The organism is Halioglobus sp. D3-4 (genome assembly GCF_055809315.1).
On sequence record NZ_CM147907.1, the window covers coordinates 3,866,141 to 3,890,345 of the forward strand.

The window sequence follows — 24,205 nt, forward strand, 5'->3', positions numbered from 1 at the left end:
CCAGTTGAATAGTCTTTTCAGGCATAGTGGTAGGCCGTAATTCGAGTCGCTTTGAGGGGGACGTGTTATATGAAAACAGTATCCAGGGCCGGGGCAGCGCTTCTGTGCCTTCTACTTAGCTGCCAGGCAATTGCTGAAACGTCGCCGCAGGCGACGCTGGACACCCTGCATCAGGCTGGTGCTGATGCCGATCCGGTAGCATTTACCGCGGTGCTGTCACCCGATGCGGTTTTTCTCGGTGTGGCAGATACCGCTCGGCTGCAAGGCGAGGCGCTGAGGGATTTCATCGACGACAGCTTCAGCACTGACAATGCCTGGGATTACCGCATCAATGCAAGAGATGTTCAGTTCTCGGCCGATGGTTCCGTCGCCTGGTTTGACGAGTCGCTGGAGAGTGATCAATTGGGTCGTGCTTATGGGTCAGGTGTGCTGACACAAAGCGGCGGTGTCTGGCGAGTGGTTCAGTACAGCCTCGTTGCATCGTCAGAGGGGCAGAACGTCGCTGTACCGGTAGCGCCTCAGGAGCCGCAAAAACCTGAGTGCAGGAAACTTCGGCACAAAACCAATAAAAAAGCCACTTGCTAGAAGAAGGCCATTTGCCCGGCAGTGAGGTGCTGGGCAAATGGCGGGTGTTTCGATCCGCTTATTTCTCGAAGTTCATCACGGCTTTCCACCACAGTTTTGGTAGCAGCGCGCGCCACAGATATAGCATGCGGGCTTCTTTTGGGTAGATGATGTCCTTGTCTTTTTGCACGCCTTTTTCTATCGCATCGATCATGTGCTCCGGGTCGCTGAGGCGCCCGCTCTTCTTCGCTTCAATGAAGCTGCCCGGCGTCTCGGTGGCCATGGTCTGATCGACTAGTGGCGTGTTAACCGCCGGGGGACAAACCAAGTGTACGCGCACCCCTGTGTGACGGATCTCATTCTGCAGTACTTCGATGTAGGCATTCACCGCCGCTTTGGTGGCACAATAGGCGCCCATTTTGGGCACCAGTGCGATGCCTGCAATAGAACCGAATGCGATGATGCGTCCGCGTCCCCGATCTATCATTGCCGGCAGTACAGCCTTTACGATGTAGGTGGTGCCGAAATAGTTGATGCGGAACAGCTTCTCCATATCCTCATGTGTGTTGTTGACCAAAGAGTGCGCAGGCATTAACGCCGCAGCGTGAACCAACAGTTCGATGGGCCCGAGGTCCGAGGCTACGTTTGCTACCTTGGCCTCCACATCCTGCAGGCTGGAAATATCGCAACGATACGCGGTAATGTTGTCAGACTCCGCTGCGGTGTCCTGCAACCCTTTGTCGTTCACATCGAAAATCGCGACCTTGGCTCCCTGTCTTGCCAGGCGCCTGGCCGTAATCTGACCCATCCCGCTGGCGCCGCCGGTTACGATGGCAACTTTGCCCGCCATATTTATCATAGAGACTCCACATTGTTATTGAATTAACTATCGGCGAGTAGTCTGCTGCAATCCCGCGTAGGCAGCAAGCGCGTAAGTGCTCTCTATGACTGACAAATTCAATCATTTTTAAACATTGTCACAGCATGCTGCCCGGGTACTTCAGGCGTGACAATGTCGGGGCTGCTGTGGCATGGCAATACGATGGATGCTGGGCAGTGGATGGGTTGATTCGGCGGGAGAGATGTTCACAGTACGGTTGCATCGGAGATATGCTCCAGCGGCAACACGGTTCGTTGAATGACGCGGCGCAGTTCAAAACTGGAATGCACGCCGGTCACACCCTCAATACGTGTCAGTTTGCCGAGCAGGAAGCGCTCGTAGTATTCCATATCCGGCACCACAGCCTTGAGCAGATAATCCGAAGCCTGGCCCGTGACTACGGAGCACTCCATCACCTCGGGGTAGCTTGCGACCTCGGCTTCAAATGCCTCGAAACGGTCCGGCGTATGGCGGTCCATGCTAATACCGATATAGGCGGTGAGTTTCAGCCCGAGCATGGATTGGTTCAGTAGAGTGACGTGGGCGCGGATCAGGCCGGATTCTTCCAGGCGTTTTACACGGCGGGAACAGGGAGTGGGCGAGAGGCCGACTGCGTCAGCGAGTTCGAGATTACTGATGCGGGCATTGTGTTGCATGGCCTGCAATATCCTGCGGTCGGTGCGATCCAGTTTCATGCGGGGTTTCCTCCTGACGCTACAAGCATTCTAAGTACAATAGAACTATATCACTCAAAAAAAGTTCCATATTAGTGAATTATTGCTAATTACCATGATAAGCGCGCTATATTGGCGATCTCTCTCTCATGGGAGAGTCCTATACTATGCATCCGGCTGATCAATCACCCGGTGCGGCTGGTGCTGGTGGGGTTATCCCTCCACCAGCGCTGCGTACATCGCCTCACGAGGGCTCGTACAGACAGGCGCACGGGTGATCGGCCACCAAACACGACAGGTAGAGCATCATGAGCAATTTCGATCATCGCAAGTATCAGGCCTTTCCCCCTATCGCCATGCCGAACCGGCGCTGGCCCGACCGGGTTATAGAGCAGGCGCCGAGCTGGTGCAGTGTCGATCTGCGCGATGGCAACCAGGCGCTGATTGAGCCCATGACGGCGCGCCAGAAATCACTGCTTTGGGATCAATTGATCAAGATCGGTTTCAAGGAGATCGAGGTGGGCTTTCCCTCGGCCTCCAGTCACGATTTCGATTTCGTGCGGGAGTTGATAGACAATAACCGTATTCCAGAGGACGTGACGATTCAGGTGCTCACGCAGGCGCGTCCCGATTTGATCGAGAAGACTTTCAAGGCGCTCGAAGGCGCGCGACGTGTGATCGTGCATGTGTACAATTCCACCTCGACGGTTCAGCGCGAGCAGGTTTTTGGTCTCGATCGTCAGGGTATTGTCGATATTGCTGTGAAAGGTGCTGAGTTGGTGCGCGAATGCGCTGCCCGGTACCCGCAGACGGAGTGGGTATTTGAGTATTCACCCGAGAGCTTTACTGGTACCGAGCTGGATTTCGCGGTGGAAATCTGCGATGCGGTAAACGCGGTATGGCAGCCCACGCCGGAGCGCCCGGTGATCATTAATCTGCCGGCGACGGTTGAGGTGAGCACGCCGAATGTCTACGCGGATCAGATCGAGTGGTTCTGCGACCACGTCGCCAACCGGGACAGCTTGTTGATTTCACTGCACACGCATAACGATCGCGGCTGTGCGGTGGCAGCTGCAGAGTTGGGTGTACTGGCCGGTGCCGATCGCGTGGAGGGCACCCTGATGGGCAATGGCGAGCGCACGGGCAATATGGACATCATAACCATGGCCATGAACCTTTACAGCCAGGGTGTAGATCCGAAATTGCAGTTGGGTCATATGGATGAAATCCTCCAGACCACCCGCGAGTGTACGCAGTTGCCGGTACATCCGCGTCACCCGTATGCGGGTGAGCTGGTGTTCACGGCCTTCTCCGGAAGCCATCAGGATGCGATCAAAAAGTGTCTGGTCAAACGCGATAGCAACGCTCCCTGGGATGTCGCCTACCTTCCGATAGACCCGCAGGATATCGGGCGCTCCTATCAGGAAGTGATACGCATCAACAGCCAGTCTGGCAAAGGTGGTATCGCCTACGTGTTGGAACGCGACTATGGTCTTGAATTACCGCGCTGGCTGCAGATCGATTTCAGTACCTCGGTGCAGGCATACGCTGAGGAGCGCGAGACTGAAGTCGGCTCGGATGAGATACACCAACTGTTCCTGGATACCTACCTTGCGGGAAATGGCCGCTGGACACTGGGTAACTACCAGGTGAGCCGTGAGGAAGGTGTGGATCGGTTGCAGGTGGCATTGCAGGAGGGCTCATCGGTGCACCATCTGTCTGCGAGCGGTAACGGTGTCGTGGCCTCATTTGTCGATGCGATGCAGGAGTTTACCGGCAAGCAGATCGTATTGGTGGAGTATAACGAGCATGCCCTGAGCCAAAGTGCCGATGCCGAGGCAGTCTGCTATATACAGCTCAACATTGACGGCGACCGTTTCTGCGGCGTTGGTCGTAGCCAGGATATTATTCAGGCCTCTCTGGACGGTATTTTGGGGGCAATCAACAAGGCTGCTGCACAGGAGCATCACGCCGCCGCTTAAGCTACCCCGGGGAACCCCTGCCCAGCCCATTACTGCACCGCGCATCATCAGGGGTTCCCCGCACTTTTTCCGCCAAAAGTGTGAACTTGTGCCCTGTGCACAATAGCCGCGTGCAGCATTCCAGTGCTAGCCTGAGTCATCGGATAGGTTTATAGGGCGGTATTGTGGGTCATGGAAAAGATCCCGATATCCGATATGGGCACTACACTGAATAATTCCAAAAATGCACCGTGGTCGCGGTTGAAGCGCCATTTCACTGAGACGTTTACCGGGGGTTTGCTGTCACGCAAACGTGCCCAGAACGACGATCATTTCGACGACGAGCGCATCAGGCGTCGACGCAGTGCCTACAGATATATCTTCTTACTACTGGCAGTGGTTTTGCTGCCTCTCGTCGTTAATAACTTCTATATGGGTCAATACCTGCTCGCGATCGGTGCATTGCTGCTGCTGGGAACGCTTGTGGTAGATATAATTTTATCCAGTCTGCACCGCGAGACGATACTGTCTCCCGCCGTCGTAGTGGGAGTATGTATGGGCCTGGCTGTAGTGTCTTTGTACTACGGCCAGCTGTATAGTTTGTACCTGATGTTTCCGCTGCTGGTGGCTCTTCCTGTCTTGTTCAGGACGCGCTGGGCGATTATTCTGGGGGTGCTCAGTGCCTGCGCCGCGATACCGGTGGTGATGTCAGAGTTCGACCTGACGACGGCATTTGTGATGCTCGTCAGTGCGATACTCACCTGGGTGGTCAGTACCTGGCAGGTCTATGCGATGACGGAGCAGTCGCGGCGCCTCAAGGATTTGGCGATAACTGATTCGCTGACGGGCGCGTTCAACCGTCGCTATCTGGAATTGCAGGCGTCCAGAGCACTGCAGGACTGGGAGCGGAGCCGGCGCAGCGTTTCATTGTTGTTGTTGGATATTGATCACTTCAAGAAGATCAATGACGAGTTCGGGCATCATGTGGGAGACGAGGCGCTGAAGAGCCTCGTCAGTTTGATCAAAGAGCGGATCCGTGGTGTGGATACCCTGTGCCGTTACGGTGGCGAGGAGTTTGTATTGTTACTGAGTGACACCAGAGCAGCTCAAGCGAAAATTGTCGCCAACCAGTTGCGCCGTGCTGTCGAGCAGGAACAACTGTTGCCGCAGGGCCCCATGACGGTGAGTGTGGGAGTGTGCGATTTGATAGCGGTGTCGGATCTCGAGAATTGGCTGCGCCACGCCGATGCAGCCTTATACAGCGCCAAGGATTTGGGGCGCAATCGGGTTGAGCTGGCTGACCCCCCGTCCAGCCCGATGCCAGATACGCCAACCGTCGCACCCAAAACCGTCTCTCTGGGACGCCACTAGATAGTGGCGCAGGCCAGCGCAGGGTTGTTCCGGACGTGCCTGCTGGCAGTCGTCCTGTTCTTTCTCGGAGCGTGCAGCAGCACCACGTTTTTTTACAACCGGCTGGACTTTCTGGTGCCCTGGTATGTCGATGATTACGTCGATCTCGATTCGCGGCAGAAACAACACCTGGATGTCCTGCTCGAACCCTTCCTCGCCTGGCACCGATACCGGGAGCTCCCGGATTACCTGGAGATACTCGAATCATTCGAGAGCAGCCTTGATCAGCCGCAGACACCCCAGATGATTGCCCACGTGTTCAACGAATTTGAGTTGGCCTGGTTGCGCCTCGAGGGCGAATCATTGGATTGGCTGCTGAATCTGGGTGGGCAATTGACCGACGAGCAGATCGAGGAGTTAATGGAGGAGTTGTGGGAACGCCAGCGAGAGTATGAAGAGGAGTATCTGGAGCGCACCGATGAGGAGTTCTACGAAGATAGCTACGACAGCGCGCTGGAGAATGCCCGGGAGTATCTGGGCTCCTTATCGGATGTGCAGCGGCAGATTCTGTTCGAGTTCAGTCGTAGCCTGTTGCGCTCTGATAGTGCCTGGTTAGCGGCGCGCGCGCAGTGGTTGGAAGAGCTCGGTGTGTTGCTTGAGCGCAAGCCGCAGTGGCAGCAGCGTGTCAGGGAGGCGGTAGCCATGCAACGGGAAAACCCCTCTCCTGAATATTCACGGATCTACCAGCACAACCTGACACAGATATATGACGTTATTGCACGCATACTCGATGGGCGCAGTGAACGACAGGACAGGCATTTGCGCGACAGCCTGTCGTCGTTGCAGGAAGACCTTGAGAAACTGATCGCCGAGGGCAAGAGCCCCGATGCCCCTATCGTTGAAATCAGCGAGCCGAACGATGCACCCGCTAATGATTCCGGCGGGCTAATCGAGTAGAGACAAGTCCCTTACCGCGCCTTTATCAGCGCTGGTCACCATCTTGGCATAGACTTTCAGCGCGGGCGTGACCTTGCGCGGGCGCACTTCGGTGGGTTGCCAGGCCTTATCGCCGCGCGCCTCCATTGCTGCGCGCCGTCGCGCCAACTCCTCGTCAGACAGCGCGACATTGATGCTGCGGTTGGGGATATCGATCTCGATGATATCGCCATTTTCCACTAGGCCGATTGTGCCTCCGGCAGCTGCTTCCGGAGAGGCGTGGCCTATCGACAGGCCGGAGGTGCCACCGGAAAACCGGCCGTCTGTGAGCAGGGCACAGGCTTTGCCCAGGCCCTTGGATTTAATATAGCTGGTGGGGTACAGCATCTCCTGCATGCCGGGGCCGCCGCGCGGCCCCTCGTAGCGCACGATGACGACATCGCCCGCTTTTACACGGTCATTGAGGATATCGTCGACCGCAGTGTCCTGGCTCTCGCAGACGTGGGCCGGGCCGGAGAACGTCAGAATTGAATCGTCCACACCGGCTGTTTTTACCACGCAACCGTCAAGTGCGATGTTGCCGGTCAATATGGCCAGACCGCCTTCCAGTGAAAAGGCGTTGTCCAGCGAACGGATACAGCCGTCTGCCCTGTCGGTGTCAAGGCTGGGCCAGCGCGTACTTTGGCTAAATGCAGTCTGCGTCGGGATGCCGGCGGGGCCAGCACTGTAGAATTTGTGTACCACAGCGTCCTCGGTGCGCATGATGTCCCACTTCTCCAGTGCATCTGCGATCGTGTTGCTATGTACGGTGCTACACTCGCTGTGCAGCAGGCCGGCACGATCGAGTTCTCCTAGTATGCCCATGATGCCGCCCGCGCGGTGCACGTCTTCCATGTGATACTTCGGTGTGCTCGGTGCAACCTTGCACAGTTGAGGTACTTTACGCGACAGCCTGTCGATATCCGCCAAGGTGAAATCCAGCTCCGCCTCCTGTGCCGCCGCCAGCAAATGCAAAATGGTATTGGTAGAGCCGCCCATTGCGATATCCAGGCTCATGGCGTTTTCAAAGGCTTTGAAGTTACCGATATTACGCGGCAACACCGATTCGTCGTTCTCCTGATAATAGCGCTTGCACAGATCGACTATGACGCGACCCGCGCGCAGGAACAACTGCTCGCGATCGGAGTGCGTGGCCAGTGTCGAGCCATTGCCTGGCAGTGACAGGCCCAGAGCCTCGGTCAGGCAATTCATCGAGTTGGCGGTAAACATGCCCGAACAGGAGCCGCAGGTGGGGCAGGCAGAACGCTCGTACTCGGCGACTTTCTCATCAGAGGCGTCGTCGTCCCCCGCAATCACCATGGCGTCGATGAGATCCAGTTTGTTTTCCGACAGCTTGGTTTTGCCTGCCTCCATCGGCCCGCCAGATACGAACACCACGGGGATGTTTAATCGCATCGCGGCGTTAAGCATGCCGGGGGTGATCTTGTCGCAGTTGGAGATGCACACCATCGCATCGGCGCAGTGAGCATTGACCATGTACTCCACAGAATCGGAGATGATATCGCGCGAGGGCAGGCTGTAGAGCATGCCGTCGTGGCCCATGGCGATACCGTCATCCACCGCGATGGTGTTGAACTCTTTCGCGACGCCGCCGGCTGCTTCAATCTCGCGTGCGACAAGCTGGCCCAGGTCCTTCAGGTGCACGTGCCCGGGGACAAACTGGGTGAATGAGTTCACCACGGCGATAATCGGCTTGCCGAAATCTCCGTCTTTCATGCCAGTGGCGCGCCACAGGGCGCGGGCGCCAGCCATATTGCGGCCGGCAGTGGAGGTTTTGGAGCGATAGTCAGGCATCTTCAGAGTCCGTAGCAGTCCGGCCGCAGCCGGATTACATAGTGAAATTCGGGCGTGAAGGATAGCAAATTTTGCGCCTGAGTTCCCCTTTAACGTGAGCGGCGGAAGAGCCTCGGGGTTATATCAACCGCGCCTGCGCTTCACGCCCGTCACTGACGGCGGGCTCCGGGTGCCCTGGCTGTCTGCCGTGAGGTGGGCTGTTATCGCCCGGTAGTCTGGCTGTGGCCGGTGAAAGTGATGTCCGTATGACAGCTGCCGTGCAGGTGTGGCAACAGTTTCTTCAGTTGCCTGAATCCTTTCTTAACTTCCGGGTAGGTGCCTGCTTCCAGCGAGAGCGCGAACAGAATCACCGCCGATAGCAGGAAAAATCCCGCCACAAAAGGCGCTTCCGGAACCAGTAACCAGTCGAGGATGTGGGAAGTAAAGAGCGATTGCATGATGGTACTCCCGCATCAGAAGGCGCCGCCGGGGCGCCCTGACGCTATGTAAGTTTGTGTTCAGTTGCTGGCGAGACTGCCATTGCTCTCTCGAAAGCGAGCCAGTTGGGCGTTAAACGCCCCGGCTGCCTGTGTGGCGTTGTTAAGCACCTCTTGGTAGTGCGAAGGGCTCAGCATCGATCCGCGGCAGTCGAGAAAGTCTTCGCTGGTGCTCACATATACCTGCACCTCTGCCATTGCGTCCTGCATACGGGCAGTGCTCGCAGAGGCTCCGTCGGGTATCGACGGCATAGTGTCGGGCGCTGTAAACGGACAGCGGGCAGACGCTTTGAGCGCAAAAGTGGTCGCGAGAACGGCGATAATGGTGATTAGATATTTCATGGTTTGGATCCTCTAGCTTGGTGAAGCATTAAAAGTGTTACGCCAACTGTTACTAATATACACACTTCTGATTGAAAATATAGCTCATGCTGTGTGAATTTTTCGTGACGTAAATCGCTGATATTAAAAATATTACTGGATTATTCCACAGGGGGCTGTAGCACTGGCAGTGTTCACTGCGGTAGCAAAGGTAACATTTGGTGCGCGGGTCGGGTGGAGTGTTTCGAACCGGTGCGGTTACAGCGCTGATGTAGCCTTGCAGAGTACAAACTGGTGCGCAGAAGCGCACGGCCAGCCCCATTTTGGCATGTTGGTGTGGTGTCCGAGTGGCGGATACGGGCTGCTATAGCGGGGGCTGGCCCCCGCCGGTGCAGATCAGAGGGTTTTGAAGAATACTTTCGAATTTCGTTGCAGGTTATAGAGCGATTTTTTCTGCGAGGGCAGTTCATCGCGCGTAGTTTCGATGAAGCCCTGCTCGATAAACCAGTGCGCAGTCTGGGTGGTGAGAACAAATACGCGTTCCAGCTTTTGGCGACGCGCCTCCTGCTCCAGCGTTGTCAGCAATCGCTGTCCACGTTTGCCTCCGCGGTACTCGGGGTGCGATACGATACAGGCGATTTCGCCACAGCCGTCGTCGGGGAAGGGATAGAGAGCGGCGCAGGCAATGATGCGCCCGTCGCGCTCCAGCAGTCGGAACTGGCCGATTTCTGTCTCTAGCAGTTCGCGCGAACGCTTCAGCAATATGCCCTGTTGTTCCAACGGTTCGATCAACTCCAGAATACCACCGACGTCGTCGATATTGGCCTGGCGCAACAGCTCATATTCGTCGTTGCCTACCAAAGTGCCGCAGCCATCGTGGGTAAAAAGCTCCTGCAACAGCGCACAATCGTCTTCATCGCTGATGATATGGCAGCGTGATACTCCCGCCATACATGCGTTCTTGGCGGTTTGCAGCAGCGAGTGTTGCTCAGGGTCAGTGATAGTGAGCTCGCTAATCTCACTGACAGCGCACTGCCGGATCAATTCTCCGCTCTCACTGACTATGCCCGCCGCTGTACCGAACAACACCAGTTTGTCTGCGCCGATTGCCGCCGCGCAGTGCACGGCGATATCTTCCAGCGCGAGATTGAAAATCTCTCCGGTGGGCGAATAGCCCAGTGGTGAAAGTAATACAATGGAGCCACTGGCCAGTTGCTGGTGAATCCCGCTGGCATCGATGCGCCTGACCCTGCCGGTGTGGTGAAAGTCCACGCCACCAACCACACCTATAGGGCGTGCGGTAACAAAGTTGCCCGAACACACACGCATACGTGAACCCTGCATCGGTGAGTTGGGTAAACCCATGGACAACAGCGCTTCAATCTGCGCGCGCAGCGAGCCAGCGGCATCCTTGACGTGTTCCAGCGCGTCGTTGTCGGTAACGCGCATTCCGTCGTGAAATCTGCTGTCCAGCCCGGCGCGTTCAAGGCGTTGGTCGATCTGGCTGCGTGAACCGTGTATCAGTACCAGGCGCACCCCGAGGCTGTTGAGCAGGGCTATATCGTGGATAAGATGAGAAAAGTTTTCGTGCTCCGCAATGGCGCCCCCCAACATCAGCACAAAGGTCTTGCCCCGGTGTGCGTTGATGTAGGGTGCGGTATTTCTCAACCAGCGAATATGGGATCGCCCAGACGTTGTCACGTTGCCTTCCAAGCTATTGATAAATAGAAAGTTATTAAGGGTACAGAAAGCACTGCAGATTACCTAATGGCAATATTGCACAGTGTTCACAGGCAGTAGTGGCGGATGCATTGCTGCAGCAGTGTGATACACGGCTGAATCTGCTCCAGTTCCAGATACTCATCGGGCTGGTGCGCACGGTCAATGGAGCCTGGCCCCATCACAATGGTTTCCATACCCAGTTGCTGCAAAAAAGCGGCCTCTGTTGCAAACGCCACCGCTTCAGCGGTGTGGCCTGTCAGTTTTTCCGCGAGTTGCACCAGTTCGCTGTGCGCGCTTTGCTCAAACGGTTCAACCCTGTTGATCAGTGAACGCAACTCGATATCCAGCCCGCGTTGCGCCGCGAGGGTTTGCATGCGTTGTTCCAGCTCCGCGCGCACCGTGGCATTGTCGCCGCCGGGTGTCAGGCGCAAGTCGAAATGCAGTTCGGCACTGCCGCAGATTCGATTGGGGCTGTCACCGCCGTGAATACACCCCAGGTTGAGCGTGGGTGCGGCCACCTGGAAAAACGCATGGCTGTAGCGCGCGGCCAGTTCCTGGCGGTAGGCGATCAAATCGCCCATCACCGTGTGCATCCCCTCCAGTGCGCTGTTTCCGAGATCCGGGTTCGATGAGTGGCCGGCGCGACCGGTGACGCGCACAGCTTCCATCATAATGCCCTTGTGCATGCGTACCGGTACCATTGACGTCGGCTCGCCGATGATGGCGGCCCGGGCTTTCGGCCGTCCGGCGGCCGCCAGCTGTCGCGCGCCATTCATGGAGCTCTCTTCATCCGCTGTGGCCAGCAGTATCAGGGGTTGCTCAAGCCGCTCGGCGGTAAAGGCGCTTGCGGCAGCGATGGCGAGCGGGAAAAACCCCTTCATATCGGTGCTGCCCAAACCGTACAGGCGGTTGTCGCGCTCTGTCAGTGCCAGTGGGTCGCTTTGCCAGCGGCCCTCGTCGAAGGGCACGGTGTCGGTATGACCGGCCAGCACCAGGCCGCCTGGACCGCTGCCCAGTGTGGCGATGAGGTTGGCTTTGTGGCCGTCTGCACTGACGTTCTGGATCTCAACGCCAAAGCCCATGTCGGAGAGCCAGCTGGCCAACAGGTCTATTACCGCGCGATTGCCTTGATCCCATCCGGGGTCGGTTGAGCTTACAGATGGCGTGCTCACCAGTTGCCGAAGTTGTCCGAGAACCTGTTTTGCGTACTGTGACATGAGGGCTCCAGCAGTCAGATCTGCCCGAGTGGGCACAGGGAAAGGTGATTCAGTCTAGACAAGGACCCTGGCAGAGCCAAGCGCCGTGCCGGCGCTAGGTTCCAAAAATGGCCTTAAAGATGAAGAAAAAGATAATCGCCAGTGTCGCACCAGCAGGCAGGGTAATGATCCACGACATGAAAATGCTGCCGATCACCCCCAGGTTAAGTGCGCCGATGCCCCGCGCGAAGCCCACACCGAGTACCGCGCCGACCAGCGTATGGGTGGTCGAAATCGGCAGGCCGGTACCGGAGGCGATGACTACCGTGGCGGATGCGCCCAGTGTGGCCGCAAACGCGCGGCTGGGGGTCAGTTCGGTGATTTTACTGCCCACGGTCATGATCACTCGCCAGCCATAGGTGATCAGCCCGACTACGATACCTAACCCGCCCACCAGCAATATCCACCAGGGAACGGCGGACTTGGCGGCAATCTCCCCGCCGGACTCGACAGTGCTGACGATAGCCGCCAGCGGCCCTACCGCGTTGGCAACATCATTGGAGCCGTGGGCGAAGGCCATGGAGCAGGCAGTAAACACCATCAGGACGCCGAACACCTGCTCCACCGAACGAAAGCGGTGCATCTCATCGGGTATATCCTTGATAGAGCGCAACATCAATGTGCCGAGGCCGGCAACAGCCAAGCCGACCAGCGCGGAGACGAGAGCCGAATCGGCAAATTTGCTGCCCAGCCCGAGATCCAGGTTCAGCCCTACATGGCTCAGCCCCTTTAGCAGGGTAACCATGGAAATCATGAAACCAACCATCCACATGTAGATGGGAATGTTCTTCTTGGCCTGGTGAAACGGGTCGTCCGTGTCGAGGATAAATACCTTAACACTCATAAAAAGTCCGTAGGACAGCGCGCCCGCCAGTAAAGGCGATACCAGCCAGCTGGCGGCGATGGAGCCGACATTCGACCAGTATATGGCATCGACTGAGATGCCAACAGCCGCGAAACCCACGATGGCACCGACGATGGAGTGGGTGGTGGAAACCGGCCAGCCCCTCATACTGGCAATCAATAACCAGGTGCCCGCCGCCAGCAGCGCGGACAGCATGCCGTAGATCATCAGCTCGGGATTGTCATTCATGACCTGGGCATCGATGATGCCCTTGCGGATGGTTGATGTGACTTCGCCACCGGCAAAATAGGCGCCGAGAAACTCAAAAATCATGGCGATGATAATCGCCTGTTTGAGCGTTAATGCCTTGGACCCCACCGAGGTACCCATGGCGTTTGCGACGTCATTGGCACCAATGCCCCATGCCATAAAGAAGCCGAAAACGCAGGCCATGATCAGGAAAATACTGCCGTATTGGGCAATGATTTCCATAGTGACTCCTTATTCTGTTCTTATTTTGCCATCAATATTTGTAGGCGGTCGCCGACACTCTCGGCATCGTCCGCGACGGTGCCCAGCAACGTGATGATCTGGTAGAGAAACATCACGTCAACCGGTGGCAGGTCGCTTTCCAATTCAAACAAGCCGGTTCTCAGGTCGACTGCGATAACGTCTGAACGGCGTTCCAGGTCATCCACTGTTTTGAGCATGGATTCAACACGGCGGATCTCCCCTCCCCCGGTAAATCCGACCTCCAGCAGCTCGTCCAGCTCCTGGATTGCCTTCAGGGCCTGGTGCGATGTCGCCGCCGATGCTTCGGCTAGTTTGACCGCGGCGTCCTGTAATGGTGTCGGAAAACGGATTTTGCGACCGATGATCAGGCCGGCAATATCTTTGGCCGTATTGGCGATGTGATCCTGCACTGCGACCAGCGTTAACAGGTCGGAGCGCGGTACAGGGAGGAACAGGCGTTTGGGTAAATGTTGGCGCACCGAACGTTTCAGTTTGTCGGCAGTGGCCTCTGCCTCAGCAATATCCCGGTGCAGTGCAGCAGCAGCTTCCCAGTCGTCGGAGGCTGATGCGCGTAGCAGCTGCGGCACCAGCTGTGCCGCCCTGTCTGCCATTGCCATGTGTTCCTGAATTGGCCCAATGGGGGAGCGGCCGAACAGGCTACCCAGCGGACTTAAAATTGGCATTATTCAACCTCCCTGAGACTGCGTGGCGCTAGTGTAGGGTCTAATCACGAAACTGTCACAATAAATGGCCGTGTATCGGCGTTTTTCTGCTCTCGGGCGGAGAGGGATATTGCCGTCGGCAGGAGGCGCTGTGTGTTAGCATACCTGACCTGAAATCACAGATCGTGAATCTAGACCGAAGAGCACATGACGAGCAAGTTTAGCGAACAGTTGTTGGAACACCGCCTCAGTTTGTCCACGGTAGCGCAGGATTTGAATGCGGATGGTCTGCTGACCGACCAGGATCTCATTCGGATCGGGCTGGCGACCAAGCTGAAGGTCCACCCGCTTGTATTCCTGGCAGAGCAGCAGCTGGACGACGCTTCCATGCCGGGTAAACTGCTGACCATGGAGCGCTTGCTGGCCTGGTTGGGGAACCGGGTTGGTCAGGAGGTGTTTCGGATAGACCCGCTAAAAATCAACGTCACCGCTGTGGCCGAGGTGATGTCCAGGGCTTTCGCCGAGCGCCATCGCATACTGGCTGTCGAGGTGCACGATAAAGAGGTCGTGATTGCCACGGCCGAGCCCTATGTGCGCGCCTGGGAGAGTAATCTGGAGCATGTGTTGCGCAAGCCGATCCGGCGTGTGTTAACCGATCCAAGAGAGATTGCCCGACACACGGGCGAGTTCTACAGCATGGCCAGCTCGGTGCGGGGGGCGGGTGTCAATGAGCGCCCCAATGCCCCCGCCGGTGTCGGCAACCTGGAGCAGATGCTGGAACTGGGCACGATGAACGAACTCGATGCCAATGACCAGCACATCGTCAAAATTGTCGACTGGTTGTTGCAGTATGCGTTTGAGCAGCGCGCCAGTGATATTCATATTGAGCCCCGTCGCGATGTGGGCAGCGTGCGCTTTCGCATCGACGGAGTGCTGCACACCGTCTACGAGTTGCCCGCGCATGTCTGTGCTGCGGTCAGTAGCCGGGTGAAAATTCTCGGCCGTATGGATGTCGCTGAAAAGCGCAGGCCGCAGGATGGGCGCCTGAAAACCCGCACCCCCAACGGTAATGAAGTGGAACTGCGGTTGGCCACGTTGCCCACGGCGTTCGGTGAAAAGCTGGTGATGCGAATCTTCGACCCGGACGTCCTGCAGCGCAGCTTTGAACAGCTGGGGCTGGCCGATGCCGACTTGCAGCACTGGCACGACATGACGTCCAGCGGCCATGGCATCGTATTGGTAACCGGCCCTACCGGATCCGGAAAAACGACGACGCTTTATTCCACGCTGCGCCAGCTGGCGACGCCCGAGGTGAACGTCTGCACGATCGAAGACCCGATCGAGATGGTCGAGGGCGCGTTTAACCAGATGCAGGTGAACAACGCGATTGATCTGAATTTCTCCACTGGTGTGCGCGCCCTGATGAGACAGGACCCGGACATCATCATGGTGGGCGAGATTCGGGATCTGGAAACAGCCAATATGGCGATTCAGGCGGCATTGACGGGCCACCTGGTCCTGTCGACCCTGCACACCAACGATTCGCCCAGCTCTATCTCGCGGTTGATGGAACTGGGCGCACCGCCCTATCTCATCCGGGCTACCGTGCGTGGGATTATGTCACAGCGCCTGGTGCGGATACTGTGCTCGCACTGCAAGGAATATGGTCAGCTAGATCTCGACGCCTGGCAGCAGCTCACCCAGCCCTGGGACATGGAGCCGCCGACACAGATAGCGCGCCCGGTGGGTTGTATCCACTGCCGGGAAACCGGCTATACCGGCCGTCAGGGTATCTACGAGGTGTTGGTCAACAGCCGCGAAGTGCAGGCTCAGATACGCGGCCAGCTCAACACCAACAAGATTCGTGAAATCGCGATGGGTCAAGGTATGCAGACGTTACGGCTCAGCGGTGCAGCGCGCGTAGCGCGCGGCGAGACAACCATCGAGGAAGTCATGCGCGTGGCTCCCTTGATTGATGCTTGACCGCTTGTTAAATCCCTGCGGCCTTCAATGACACTCAATACTTCGAGATTACCGGCCGCGCTGGCCGCGGAGGCCGAGCGCGCCTGGGAATATCTGCTGGAGCGTGCTGACAAGGCACTGGTGGCGCGACTGGCCGAACTGTCACAACGGGAACCTGAAGCGACGCAGCTCCCCCGGGTACTGGCCTGCAGTCCTTTTGTCGCTGAGTTGCTGCGGCGGCAGCCGCAGCTTTTGCTCGATCTGGCGTCGAGCGGTATGTTGCAACAAAGTCTTGCCGAGGACAGCTATCGCAGCGAATTGCGACAATTGCTGTCTGGCGAAGACGTAGAACTCGCTCCAGTGCTGCGCCATTTTCGCATGCGCCACATGCTGCGCATTGTCTGGCGCGATTTCTGTCGTCTTGCTGATACTCTGGAAACCGTTCGCGACACCTCACTGCTGGCGGAGGCTGCCATCGCCGAGGCACTGGCATACTGTGAGGCGCAACAGCAGGCGCGATTCGGTGTGCCTCGCGGCAAGAACAGCGATGAGCCACAAGAATTGATCGTGCTGGCCATGGGTAAACTGGGCGCACGCGAGCTGAATATCTCTTCCGACATAGACCTGATATTTACCTACCCCGAGGCCGGGGTGACCGATTCAACAGAGCACTCAATCAGCAATGAGGAGTTTTTCACGCGCGTGGGGCGCGCGCTCATCAGTGCGCTCGATCAGCTCACGGTGGACGGGTTTGTCTTCCGGGTGGATATGCGTCTGCGCCCGTATGGCGAGAGTGGCGCGCTGGCTCACAACTTCGCCGCACTGGAGGGCTATTACCAGGAACAGGGTCGCGACTGGGAGCGCTACGCGCTGATCAAGGCGCGACCTGTCACGGGCGATCCCGAGTGTGCGCAAGAGCTGATGGACATGCTGAAGCCGTTTGTTTACCGGCGGTATATTGATTTTGGTGTGATAGATAGCCTGCGCAGCATGAAGCAGATGATCAATACCGAAGTGCGGCGCAAGGGCCTGCAGGGCAATGTAAAACTGGGCCACGGCGGTATTCGCGAGGTGGAGTTTATCGCACAGTGTTTTCAGCTGATTCGCGGCGGCCGTGATCTCGGCCTGCAACAGCGCGAATTACTGTTGATACTGGACGAATGTGTGACGTTGGGGTGTCTGCCGGCGGAGGCCGCGGCAGAGCTGCGTTCGGCCTACCTTTTTTTGCGCGACAGCGAACACGCCATTCAGGGATACCAGGATAAGCAAAGCCAGGAGCTGCCGCAGGCGGAGCTGCCGCAGGCCGCGATGGCCCACGTGATGGGTTATAGCGACTGGGACAGCTACCTGTCTGCACTGGAGGCACAGCGCGATGTGGTCGCAGGCCATTTCAGGGATTTGATCGCCGATCCGGAAGACGCCGACCCGGTGAGTGCCGAGGAAGAGGAGTCGCTGTGGGGAGACGGTTTGTGCGAAGAGTCGCTGCAAGCATTCGGCTTTTTGCGTCCGTTGGAGACACTGGAAGCACTGGAGGCGTTACAGCAGAGTCCGCGTGTATTGGCCCAACAGGCTCAGGGCCGCGAACGGCTGCAGCAGTTCATGCCGCTGTTACTGCGCGCCTGCGCCGATCTCTCCGACCCGGATCTCGCCGTGGAGCGGGTGCTTCCTCTGGTCACAGCTGTTATCCGGCGCAGCGTGTATCTGGTGTTATTGCTGGAAAACCCGCCAGCGCTGGCTGAGCTGGTAGCGCTGTGTGCGGCCAGCCCCTGGATCTCCGATCAGTTGACGCGCAACCCGGTACTGCTGGATGAACTGCTGGATCGCGCCAGCCTCTATACGGCGCCGGATAAGGAATTGCTGCGCGATGAACTGCGCCAGCAGGTGGCGCGCCTGGCGGAGGATGACCTTGAAGCGCAGATGGATGCGCTGCGCTATTTTAAGGCGTCGCAAGTACTGCGGGTGGCGGCGAGTGAACTGGTCGGCCGCCTGCCGGTGATGCAGGTCAGTGACAAACTTACATGGATTGCAGAGGTCATTCTGGAGAAGGTGTTGAGTGTCGCCTGGGCTGATCTCACCAGCAAATACGGGCAGCCAGAGCGGGAGGCCAGTGGTGAGGGCTTTGCCGTATTTGGCTACGGTAAGCTGGGTGGCATTGAGCTCGGTTACGGATCGGACCTGGACCTTGTCTTTATCTATGACGCCAAAAAGGGCGGCGTTACCGACGGCGAGCACAGTATCGACAATGCGGTGTTCTACACCCGGTTGGGCCAGCGGATGATCCACATTCTGGAGACGCGCATGACGATGGGCCAGTTGTACGAGGTCGATATGCGACTACGCCCGTCGGGGCAATCCGGCATGCTGGTGAGCACGGTGTCTGCATTTCGCAGCTATCAGCTGGACTCGGCCTGGACATGGGAGCACCAGGCGCTGGTGCGGGCCCGGTTTGTCGCCGGAGACCCGGCGGTGGCAGACGCGGTGATGGCACTGCGGGAAGAGGTGTTGCGCCAGCCACGCGATGAGGGTGCACTGGCACTCGAGGTGCTTGCGATGCGAGGAAAGATGCGTGAGCACTTACTACCGAACGAGAAGCCGGAAGATGGGGAATTTAACCTAAAACAGGGGTCGGGAGGTATCGTAGATATAGAATTTATGGTGCAATATGCGGTCTTGGCGTGGTCGCACCGTGTGCCCGAGCTGGCGCGTTGGTCCGACAATGTCCGTATTATCGAAGCTCTGGGCCGGGAAGGTTTGTTCGAGCGGCAGGAGTGTGATGCGCTGACACAGGCTTATCTGGACTATCGTTCCGCTGCCCACCAACTATCCCTGCAGCAGCAACCGGGTACTGTACCCCAGGGTCGCTTTGTGGAAGAGCGAACAGCCGTCAGCAACAAGTGGCAGCAGCTTTTTGCGCCGTATTTGCTAAATGACAATATAGAAGAATGAACAGGAGTAATGTGATGAGTCTGGCCGATCGTGATGGTCTAATCTGGATGGATGGAGAGATGGTACCCTGGCGCGAGGCCAAGGTGCATGTGCTGACTCATACATTTCACTACGGTCTGGGTGTGTTCGAGGGCGTGCGGGCCTATAAAACCGCCGACAAGGGCACGTGTATCTTCCGATTGCAGGAACACACCGATCGCCTGTTTCGCTCAGCCCATATTTTGGGTATGTCTATTCCGTTTGATAAAGACACCCTGAACCAGGCGCAGAAAGATGTGGTGCGATTGAATGGCCTGGAGGAAGGCTATCTGCGGCCGATGTGTTTCTACGGCTCAGAGGGTATGGGCCTGCGTGCGGATAACCTGCGCACTCACGTCATGGTGGCGGCCTGGGAATGGCCCTCGTACATGGACCCCGAAGCCCGTGACCGCGGCATCAAGGTTCGCACGTCTTCTTACACCCGCCACCATGTGAACATTTCAATGTGCAAGGCCAAGGCCAACGGCAACTATATCAACTCGCTGCTAGCGCTGCGTGAAGCTGTCGAGAGCGGTGCCGAGGAAGCTCTGCTGCTGGATAACGAAGGCTATGTTGCAGAGGGCAGTGGCGAAAACGTTTTTATTGTTCGCGACGACAAAATTTATACGCCTGAGCTGACATCGTGCCTCGAGGGGATCACACGCGATGCGATTTTTGTGCTGGCAGAAGAGCTGGGTTACCAGATCCGGGAAAAGCGCATCACACGCGATGAAGTCTATGTGGCAGATGAAGCGTTCTTTACTGGCACTGCTGCGGAGGTGGTGCCCATTCGTATGCTGGATGGTCGCACTATAGGAACTGGCAGTCGCGGGCCGCTGACAGAAAAACTGCAGACGATGTACTTTGATTCCGTGCGCGGCAACCGACAGCAAAATAGTGAGTGGCTGGAGCCCGTGGCCTGACAGGTTTTGTATCCGGCGAGGACACGGTATATTAACCAGCATGATGGCATCCCTCCCAATTTGCGAAAACGGAAGATTCAATCATGGCGGGTAAAGTAACGATCAAGCGCGGTGATGTGTGGGCTGAGCGTTTGCAGGAGCACTTGACGGAGTACCCGGAGGGAGCTGCCGAATGGATGGAGGAAAACACCCGGATTCTCAACAGCACGGTCGACAGCCTGTCCGGGTTGTTGCGAGTGGAAGGTGAACTGGCTTATCTCAAGCTTTACCGCTTTAGTTCGTTTAAACGTAAATTACTGTATTACCTGGGTAGATCGCAGTCAGTAAAAAACTACCGCAGGGCAACAGCTTTGCGGCAAAAAGGCCTTGCCCTACCGGATCAACTGGCATACCTGACGGTGGCCCAAGGTACCCTTGTGGTGTCCGAGGGTTTCTCTGAAGGAGGCAATCTCGCTGAACTGTGGTTGAGCCGTTCCGACGAAGACGATTTTGGCGCGGTGATGCGCGCTACCGGAGAGTCGCTTGCGGCATTGCACGCCGCGGGCTATGTGTACGGTGATTGCCGCTGGGTCAATCTGTTCTGGAACGGCCAACGCGTCTATCTGACAGATTTCAACGAGACCCGAAAATGTCGCGTAGGAGGGGTTCCGCAGGCGAAAGACCTGGCCCGTTTTACCGCCAATGCCGAGGAACTGGGTATCGGCTTGAAACTGTATGAACAATTTCTGGGTTCCTATCTGGACGGCGTGCCGGGCAGCCGGCGAGAAGTTGTCGAGAGCATGATTCGGCCTCTCTACCGGATCCGCGGCCAGCATATGACGGATGGGTACGGACAGCGGCTGATCTAATCGTCCGCGTGCACTTTCAGTGCGCGTCTCCAGTTTTACCGGGTAGGCGCCGCAGTGCCCGTCGATAAGATTCCACCGCAAGAATTTTGGCCTCCACCAGGGATAACTCGCGCATTTGTCGCCGCCAGGCGCGAAAGAAACGCATGCGGTCCGTGCGGCCGACATTGTCCGGCGACACTGTGTTCAATTGAATCAGGTTACGCAACAATAACCTTCCCGGTGTAGGTACTCTGCGGCTGTTGCGCTCGTTGTTCATCAGGGTGAAGCGGAATTGCTCCTGCAACCGGACAGCCAGTATATTGTCCGGAGTCAGATTGCCATGAATAAAGCCTGTCGCGTGCACCCTGCCAATAAATGTGCCGAGTTCCACTAGCAGCTGCCGCCGCAAGCGCAGCGTGTCCCTATCGTGAGCGGTTGTCGCATCAAGTAACCAGTGAGTAATACTGTCGCCCGGTACCTCCACGGTAAACAGGTATTCCCCGCCAGCGGGAAGCTTGCCCCATAGCACATTGTGCGGTGCATCGATGCCTGCAAGCAGCAGCGCCTCCGCATTGAGGCGGGCGCGCGTGGCCCGGCTCCCCCTGACCTGCGCCTTGAGTTTGAATGCAGGACTGCGCGTAAGGTACTGCTTGTAATAAAGCTGTCTCTTGGGATTGCGCGCGACACGGGTGAATGGGGAGCTTTTTACCCTCTCCCACCCGTCGGGCAAATAGTCGTCTGATAACTGAAGTGCCCACTCGTGTAACTTGTCTGCGTCGGAGCTCTTGCTAATCGCGGTGTACCTCGCAAAATACGGCAGTCTCACTATACTACGTCGAGCCCGGGTTCGGGTGCGCTTTTACTGCGTCACTTCGCCCGACGCAGTGGTCACGGGCGGAGCGTGAGGTTATCATGGCAGACAAAGAAAAATGGCGGCCGGTACGGCACTACTTCCCGGGGCAGTAATACGGGCACGATGCCAAAGGCGCGGACACAGAGGGATGGGTTTGAAGCAAAAAGTATTGGTGCTGGGTGCCGGTGGGCAGCTCGGGCGCGAGCTACAGCGTACCGTGCCAGCCGATGTGGAATGCGTGGCGATGACGCGCGCGCAGCTGGATATAGCGGACGCGGACGCCGTCGCCGCGTGTCTTGCAGAGCTTGCACCGCAATTGGTTGTTAATGCGGCCGCCTATACCGCGGTAGATAAAGCGGAGTCGGAAGCGGCCGCCGCTCACCGCGGTAATGCCGAAGCCCCCGCAGTCGTGGCCGCCGCCTGTGCCCAGCACGAGCTGCGTTTTATTCATGTTTCGACCGATTTTGTATTTGACGGCAGCGCCTCCACGCCCTATTTGCCAGAGTCGGCGACCGCTCCGCTGGGAGAATACGGTCGCAGCAAGCTCGAGGGTGAGCTGGCGGTAAAGCGCGCGCTGCCGGAGGCGCTCATCCTGCGAACGGGTTGGGTGTACTCAAGTTTTGGCGGCAATTTCGTGAAGACGATGTTGCGCCTGATGAGCGAGCGCGATGAGCTGGGTGTTGTCAGCGATCAGGTGGGAACACCGACCTGGGCCCACGGTTTGGCCGAAGCAGTTTGGGCCGCAGCAGCGCGACCTCAGCTGCAGGGCATATACCACTGGAGCGACGCCGGGGTATGCAGTTGGTATGACTTTGCCGTTGCCATTCACGAAGAGGCTGTGGCGCTCGGCTTGCTGACAAATCCGGTGAAGATACGACCGATCGCTGCAGCAGAGTATCCCACGCCGGCGCAACGTCCGGCCTATAGCGTGTTGGACAAGACAAGCAGTTGGCATGATTTCGCGGTGGAGGGCGTCCACTGGCGCCAGCAATTGCGTGCCATGCTCGCGGATTATAAGGAGCAGGCGGATGCCTAAATCTCTCTTGGTAACCGGTGCCGCCGGTTTTATCGGTGCCAACTTTGTGCACTACTGGATGCAACACCATCCCGAGGACAAGGTAGTGGCGTACGACGCGCTAACCTATGCGGGCAACCGCGCCAACCTCGATCCGTTGCGCGACAATGCGAACTTCAGCTTTGTGCACGCTGACATCTGTGATTACGACAGTGTGCTGAAGACACTGCGTGAGCACAGTGTTGATACGGTGGTGCACTTTGCGGCCGAGAGCCATGTGGATCGCTCGATTACAGGCCCGGATGCATTTATCGAAACCAATATCGTCGGCACGCACACCTTGCTCAAAGCGGCGCGGGAAGTCTGGATGTCAGGCGCTGAGGCAGTGCCGCACCGCTTTCACCATGTCTCTACCGACGAGGTATACGGCTCGCTGAGCATTGATGCACCGGGGTTTCACGAGCAGCAGAAATACGAACCCAACTCGCCGTATTCCGCCAGTAAGGCCGCTTCAGATCACCTGGTGAGAGCCTACCACCATACCTATGGTATGCAGGTGAGCACCAGCAATTGCTCCAATAACTACGGCCCCTACCACTTTCCGGAAAAACTGGTTCCACTGTGCCTCACCAACATCCTCCGCGGCAGAGCGCTGCCGGTCTATGGCGATGGCAGTAATATCCGCGACTGGTTGTACGTCGAGGATCACTGCCGTGGCATCGAACTGGTACTGGAGAAGGGCGAGGTGGGAGAAACCTACAATATCGGCGGCAACAATGAGTGGAATAATCTCGATATTGTGCATCTATTGTGTGACCAGCTTGACGCACGTTTTGCCGATGATGCGTCGCTGGCTGAACGCTTTCCCGATGCGCCAGGCAGCTCCGGTCGCAGCGCCCGCGATCTAATCAAGTTTGTCGAGGATCGCGCCGGACACGATTGGCGCTATGCGATTGATGCCACCCGGATCATGGATGAGCTGGGATACCTACCTCACGAGAGCTTTGAAACAGGCCTGCAGCGTACCCTCGATTGGTATCTGGCTAATGAGGAATGGTGGCGGCCGCTGTTGCCGGAGTGACGGTGGAGCGCCTCACTTCTCGCTCAGCTCTTCTAAAGCCGCTTCTCGAATACGTGATAGAATTTCCAATAGGCTGGTTGAGCTCCCGCCTATACTGCCGACAAAATCCACATCCAATTGTCTGATACCAGTACTTTCAAATTTTGCTTCCAATGCTTTTCCTTTTGGGGTGAGTTTCACCTCTATGTTTCTACGATCAGTAGATACTTGCTTGCGCTTCACGTACCCCTTTGTTACAAGGCCATCAATCTGTCTCGTTAGAGTCGAGGGCTCTTTTACTGACCATTGAGCCAATTCCGAGAGGCCTTGTTCATCTCGATCCCACAACTGGTTCAGGAGCACAGATTCCTCCGGTGTGATGTCGAGTCCTGCATCCCGAATTTTCTTGGCCGTTAACCGGCGCAGTATGTTGCCCGTTTTCGTGACGTGGTAAGTGATTGACTTGGAAACATCCATTGGCGACTCGATTCGATCCGATTTTATGAGCTGAGTATAACTTAGAAGACCTAACCATATATTTGTATATACCAATATTTGTATTATACAAGTATATTTTGAGCATACACA

21 protein-coding genes are annotated in these 24,205 nt (G+C 57.1%); 10 read left to right on the top strand and 11 right to left on the bottom strand.

Translation table 11 applies throughout. The annotated features are described in order from the left end of the window. Window positions 1–69 precede the first annotated feature (69 nt). On the top strand, window positions 70–585 hold the full coding sequence (locus AC0L6S_RS16980) for a nuclear transport factor 2 family protein (protein WP_473425294.1): 516 nt from the start codon (window positions 70–72) through the stop codon (window positions 583–585). 58 nt (window positions 586–643) lie between these two features. Here AC0L6S_RS16980 and AC0L6S_RS16985 read toward each other — a convergent pair whose 3' ends face one another. After that, complete coding sequence (locus tag AC0L6S_RS16985) at window positions 644–1,423, bottom strand: SDR family NAD(P)-dependent oxidoreductase (RefSeq protein ID WP_473425295.1); 780 nt, start codon at window positions 1,421–1,423, stop codon at window positions 644–646. Between the two features lie 227 nt (window positions 1,424–1,650). Next, window positions 1,651–2,139, bottom strand: coding sequence for an Lrp/AsnC family transcriptional regulator (locus AC0L6S_RS16990; RefSeq protein WP_473425296.1), 489 nt, complete (start codon window positions 2,137–2,139; stop codon window positions 1,651–1,653). A 287-nt stretch (window positions 2,140–2,426) separates the two neighbouring features. Here AC0L6S_RS16990 and leuA point away from each other — a divergent pair, with 287 nt between their 5' ends. From leuA to AC0L6S_RS17005, 3 genes are all read left to right on the top strand, one after another. After that, complete coding sequence (gene leuA, locus AC0L6S_RS16995) at window positions 2,427–4,100, top strand: 2-isopropylmalate synthase (protein WP_473425297.1); 1,674 nt, start codon at window positions 2,427–2,429, stop codon at window positions 4,098–4,100. A 171-nt stretch (window positions 4,101–4,271) separates the two neighbouring features. After that, the gene (locus AC0L6S_RS17000) at window positions 4,272–5,450 is read left to right on the top strand and encodes a GGDEF domain-containing protein (protein WP_473425298.1); all 1,179 of its coding nucleotides are present in this window, start codon (window positions 4,272–4,274) and stop codon (window positions 5,448–5,450) included. Window positions 5,451–5,453: 3 nt separating this feature from the next. Further along, window positions 5,454–6,386 carry a DUF6279 family lipoprotein gene (locus AC0L6S_RS17005; protein WP_473425299.1) on the top strand — a complete coding sequence of 311 codons (933 nt, stop codon included), beginning with the start codon at window positions 5,454–5,456 and terminating at the stop codon, window positions 6,384–6,386. On the opposite strand, the gene ilvD is transcribed toward AC0L6S_RS17005, so the two are convergent. The 7 genes from ilvD to AC0L6S_RS17040 form a co-directional block, all read right to left on the bottom strand. Next, complete coding sequence (gene ilvD / locus AC0L6S_RS17010) at window positions 6,375–8,219, bottom strand: dihydroxy-acid dehydratase (protein ID WP_473425300.1); 1,845 nt, start codon at window positions 8,217–8,219, stop codon at window positions 6,375–6,377. The two genes, AC0L6S_RS17005 and ilvD, sit on opposite strands and share 12 nt — an antisense overlap. A gap of 200 nt (window positions 8,220–8,419) precedes the next feature. Further along, complete coding sequence (locus tag AC0L6S_RS17015; protein ID WP_473425301.1) at window positions 8,420–8,656, bottom strand: hypothetical protein; 237 nt, start codon at window positions 8,654–8,656, stop codon at window positions 8,420–8,422. 60 nt (window positions 8,657–8,716) lie between these two features. Further along, window positions 8,717–9,037, bottom strand: a complete 321-nt coding sequence (locus AC0L6S_RS17020; protein WP_473425302.1) for a hypothetical protein — start codon at window positions 9,035–9,037, stop codon at window positions 8,717–8,719. Window positions 9,038–9,412: 375 nt separating this feature from the next. After that, the gene (gene argA, locus AC0L6S_RS17025) at window positions 9,413–10,717 is read right to left on the bottom strand and encodes an amino-acid N-acetyltransferase (protein WP_473425303.1); all 1,305 of its coding nucleotides are present in this window, start codon (window positions 10,715–10,717) and stop codon (window positions 9,413–9,415) included. 86 nt (window positions 10,718–10,803) lie between these two features. Next, a complete protein-coding gene (gene argE, locus AC0L6S_RS17030) occupies window positions 10,804–11,955 on the bottom strand; it encodes an acetylornithine deacetylase (RefSeq protein WP_473425304.1) in 1,152 nt (383 codons plus the stop codon). A gap of 94 nt (window positions 11,956–12,049) precedes the next feature. After that, window positions 12,050–13,330 carry an inorganic phosphate transporter gene (locus tag AC0L6S_RS17035; RefSeq protein WP_473425305.1) on the bottom strand — a complete coding sequence of 427 codons (1,281 nt, stop codon included), beginning with the start codon at window positions 13,328–13,330 and terminating at the stop codon, window positions 12,050–12,052. Between the two features lie 20 nt (window positions 13,331–13,350). Then, window positions 13,351–14,034 (bottom strand): TIGR00153 family protein, encoded by a 684-nt coding sequence (locus AC0L6S_RS17040; protein WP_473425306.1) that lies wholly within the window; start codon window positions 14,032–14,034, stop codon window positions 13,351–13,353. A 186-nt stretch (window positions 14,035–14,220) separates the two neighbouring features. Between AC0L6S_RS17040 and tfpB the strand changes: the two genes are divergently transcribed. From tfpB to AC0L6S_RS17060, 4 genes are all read left to right on the top strand, one after another. Then, entirely contained in the window at window positions 14,221–15,996 is a 1,776-nt protein-coding gene (gene tfpB, locus AC0L6S_RS17045; RefSeq protein WP_473425307.1) for a type IV pilus assembly ATPase TfpB, read from the top strand. A gap of 27 nt (window positions 15,997–16,023) precedes the next feature. Next, entirely contained in the window at window positions 16,024–18,921 is a 2,898-nt protein-coding gene (glnE, locus tag AC0L6S_RS17050) for a bifunctional [glutamate--ammonia ligase]-adenylyl-L-tyrosine phosphorylase/[glutamate--ammonia-ligase] adenylyltransferase (RefSeq protein WP_473425308.1), read from the top strand. 14 nt (window positions 18,922–18,935) lie between these two features. Beyond that, entirely contained in the window at window positions 18,936–19,862 is a 927-nt protein-coding gene (locus tag AC0L6S_RS17055) for a branched-chain amino acid transaminase (RefSeq protein ID WP_473425309.1), read from the top strand. An 83-nt stretch (window positions 19,863–19,945) separates the two neighbouring features. Continuing rightward, window positions 19,946–20,710 (top strand): lipopolysaccharide kinase InaA family protein, encoded by a 765-nt coding sequence (locus tag AC0L6S_RS17060; RefSeq protein WP_473425310.1) that lies wholly within the window; start codon window positions 19,946–19,948, stop codon window positions 20,708–20,710. Between the two features lie 16 nt (window positions 20,711–20,726). On the opposite strand, the gene AC0L6S_RS17065 is transcribed toward AC0L6S_RS17060, so the two are convergent. Continuing rightward, a complete protein-coding gene (locus tag AC0L6S_RS17065) occupies window positions 20,727–21,515 on the bottom strand; it encodes a lipopolysaccharide kinase InaA family protein (protein ID WP_473425311.1) in 789 nt (262 codons plus the stop codon). A gap of 175 nt (window positions 21,516–21,690) precedes the next feature. Between AC0L6S_RS17065 and rfbD the strand changes: the two genes are divergently transcribed. Both rfbD and rfbB read left to right on the top strand, forming a co-directional pair. Next, complete coding sequence (rfbD, locus tag AC0L6S_RS17070; protein ID WP_473425312.1) at window positions 21,691–22,578, top strand: dTDP-4-dehydrorhamnose reductase; 888 nt, start codon at window positions 21,691–21,693, stop codon at window positions 22,576–22,578. After that, complete coding sequence (gene rfbB / locus AC0L6S_RS17075) at window positions 22,571–23,638, top strand: dTDP-glucose 4,6-dehydratase (RefSeq protein WP_473425313.1); 1,068 nt, start codon at window positions 22,571–22,573, stop codon at window positions 23,636–23,638. The genes rfbD and rfbB overlap by 8 nt, the downstream gene beginning before the upstream one ends. A 12-nt stretch (window positions 23,639–23,650) precedes the next feature. Here rfbB and AC0L6S_RS17080 read toward each other — a convergent pair whose 3' ends face one another. Further along, a complete protein-coding gene (locus AC0L6S_RS17080; RefSeq protein ID WP_473425314.1) occupies window positions 23,651–24,094 on the bottom strand; it encodes a MarR family winged helix-turn-helix transcriptional regulator in 444 nt (147 codons plus the stop codon). Window positions 24,095–24,205 lie beyond the last annotated feature (111 nt).

Coding starts and splice junctions, on each gene's coding strand:
- ilvD (WP_473425300.1), bottom strand. CDS start 8,219: ATGCCTGACTATCGCTCCAAAACCTCCACTGCCGGCCGCAATATGGCT.
- AC0L6S_RS17000 (WP_473425298.1), top strand. CDS start 4,272: ATGGAAAAGATCCCGATATCCGATATGGGCACTACACTGAATAATTCC.
- AC0L6S_RS17020 (WP_473425302.1), bottom strand. CDS start 9,037: ATGAAATATCTAATCACCATTATCGCCGTTCTCGCGACCACTTTTGCG.
- AC0L6S_RS16990 (WP_473425296.1), bottom strand. CDS start 2,139: ATGAAACTGGATCGCACCGACCGCAGGATATTGCAGGCCATGCAACAC.
- AC0L6S_RS17060 (WP_473425310.1), top strand. CDS start 19,946: ATGGCGGGTAAAGTAACGATCAAGCGCGGTGATGTGTGGGCTGAGCGT.
- AC0L6S_RS17080 (WP_473425314.1), bottom strand. CDS start 24,094: ATGGATGTTTCCAAGTCAATCACTTACCACGTCACGAAAACGGGCAAC.
- AC0L6S_RS16985 (WP_473425295.1), bottom strand. CDS start 1,423: ATGATAAATATGGCGGGCAAAGTTGCCATCGTAACCGGCGGCGCCAGC.
- glnE (WP_473425308.1), top strand. CDS start 16,024: ATGACACTCAATACTTCGAGATTACCGGCCGCGCTGGCCGCGGAGGCC.
- AC0L6S_RS16980 (WP_473425294.1), top strand. CDS start 70: ATGAAAACAGTATCCAGGGCCGGGGCAGCGCTTCTGTGCCTTCTACTT.
- tfpB (WP_473425307.1), top strand. CDS start 14,221: ATGACGAGCAAGTTTAGCGAACAGTTGTTGGAACACCGCCTCAGTTTG.
- AC0L6S_RS17055 (WP_473425309.1), top strand. CDS start 18,936: ATGAGTCTGGCCGATCGTGATGGTCTAATCTGGATGGATGGAGAGATG.
- AC0L6S_RS17015 (WP_473425301.1), bottom strand. CDS start 8,656: ATGCAATCGCTCTTTACTTCCCACATCCTCGACTGGTTACTGGTTCCG.
- argE (WP_473425304.1), bottom strand. CDS start 11,955: ATGTCACAGTACGCAAAACAGGTTCTCGGACAACTTCGGCAACTGGTG.
- leuA (WP_473425297.1), top strand. CDS start 2,427: ATGAGCAATTTCGATCATCGCAAGTATCAGGCCTTTCCCCCTATCGCC.
- AC0L6S_RS17035 (WP_473425305.1), bottom strand. CDS start 13,330: ATGGAAATCATTGCCCAATACGGCAGTATTTTCCTGATCATGGCCTGC.
- AC0L6S_RS17040 (WP_473425306.1), bottom strand. CDS start 14,034: ATGCCAATTTTAAGTCCGCTGGGTAGCCTGTTCGGCCGCTCCCCCATT.
- rfbB (WP_473425313.1), top strand. CDS start 22,571: ATGCCTAAATCTCTCTTGGTAACCGGTGCCGCCGGTTTTATCGGTGCC.
- rfbD (WP_473425312.1), top strand. CDS start 21,691: ATGGGTTTGAAGCAAAAAGTATTGGTGCTGGGTGCCGGTGGGCAGCTC.